The sequence below is a fragment of the Clostridium sp. genome, assembly GCF_032552055.1.
In the GTDB taxonomy this organism is placed as follows: domain Bacteria; phylum Bacillota; class Clostridia; order Clostridiales; family Clostridiaceae; genus Clostridium.
This window is the reverse complement of sequence record NZ_JAWGSV010000432.1, coordinates 1-1,218: the sequence shown is the minus strand read 5'-3', so window position 1 is coordinate 1,218 and position 1,218 is coordinate 1. Positions and strand designations below refer to the sequence as shown.

Here is a 1,218-nt window from a genome sequence, read left to right as displayed (position 1 = left end):
AAATATTTTAATTATTGAAGATGATAAAGATATTAGTGAAATTTTAAGATTTGCTTTAATGAAAGAAGGATATAAGGTTAAAGTTAATCCTAATGGGTTAGAAGCTGAAGAGGAAATTAAAAGCTTTAAACCAGATTTAATACTTTTAGATATAATGCTAAATGATACAGATGGCTTTAGTGTTTGTAGAAAAATTTATAGTTATAAAATACCGATAATTATGATAACAGCTAGAGTGGATATTATGGACAAGATTTTAGGCTTAGAAATAGGTGCTGAAGATTATATAACAAAGCCTTTTGATATAAGGGAAGTAGTAACTAGAATTAGAGTTGCCCTTAGACGAAGGGAAGAAATTAAAAGAATATCTGCTATTAAAGAAGATAGTGAAATCATTATAAATAATGTAAAAATAGACGAAGGATGTAGAAGTGTTTATATAGATAATGTAGAAGTTCAATTAAAACCTAAAGAATTTGATTTATTACTATTTTTATCAAAGAATTCTAATAAAGTTTTTTCAAGGGATCAATTATTAGATTTAGTGTGGGGTTATGATTTTATTGGAGATACCAGAACAATAGATGTACATGTAACAAGAATTAGAAAGAAGTTAGGAAATAGTTTAAATATAGAGACTATTTTCGGAGTTGGATATATTTTAAAGGTGAAGCATGGTAACGATTAGAAAGAAATACGGAATATTATTAGTTTCTATATTTGTATTATCAGTAATATCTTTAAATTTAATTATGGATAAGTTTTTTGATAAAAGTTTTAAGGAGTTAGTAGCACAGGATATGAAAGAAATTTATAATATTTCATTTAAAAATTTAGATGATTATTTCGCCTTAAATAGTATTGAAAAAGATAATATAAAAAAAGAGGATTTTGATTCTAAGATTATGAAGTTTATTGCAGATAGAGCTAATACTCAAGGTGTTTTTTATGATATAGAAGGTGAAGTTATTTCAACAGGATTAACTAATAGTTCAGTTGTTGATTTAAATATATTTAAGGATTTACCACCATCTTTTTATGAAACTAAAAATAATAAAACAATGGTGGATATAGAGAATAAGAATGGAACTATATTAGGTAAATTAAGTATTCCTATATATTCTAGTAATAATCAACTAGGAGTATTAGTTTTAATTAAAGATTATACTAGTGATTATTTAAGAGATTTAAATATAAAAAAACTATTAAATATAATAG

At 24.1% G+C, this 1,218-nt stretch carries 2 protein-coding genes; both read left to right on the top strand.

Going from position 1 to position 1,218, the window contains the following annotated elements; all coding sequences use genetic code 11:
* Positions 1 to 4: 4 nt before the first annotated feature.
* Entirely contained in the window at positions 5 to 688 is a 684-nt protein-coding gene (locus E6248_RS16185) for a response regulator transcription factor (RefSeq protein ID WP_316341792.1), read from the top strand.
* The coding region (locus E6248_RS16180; protein WP_316341791.1) for a hypothetical protein at positions 675 to 1,218 on the top strand (544 nt) is incomplete at its 3' end. The genes E6248_RS16185 and E6248_RS16180, both read left to right, overlap by 14 nt.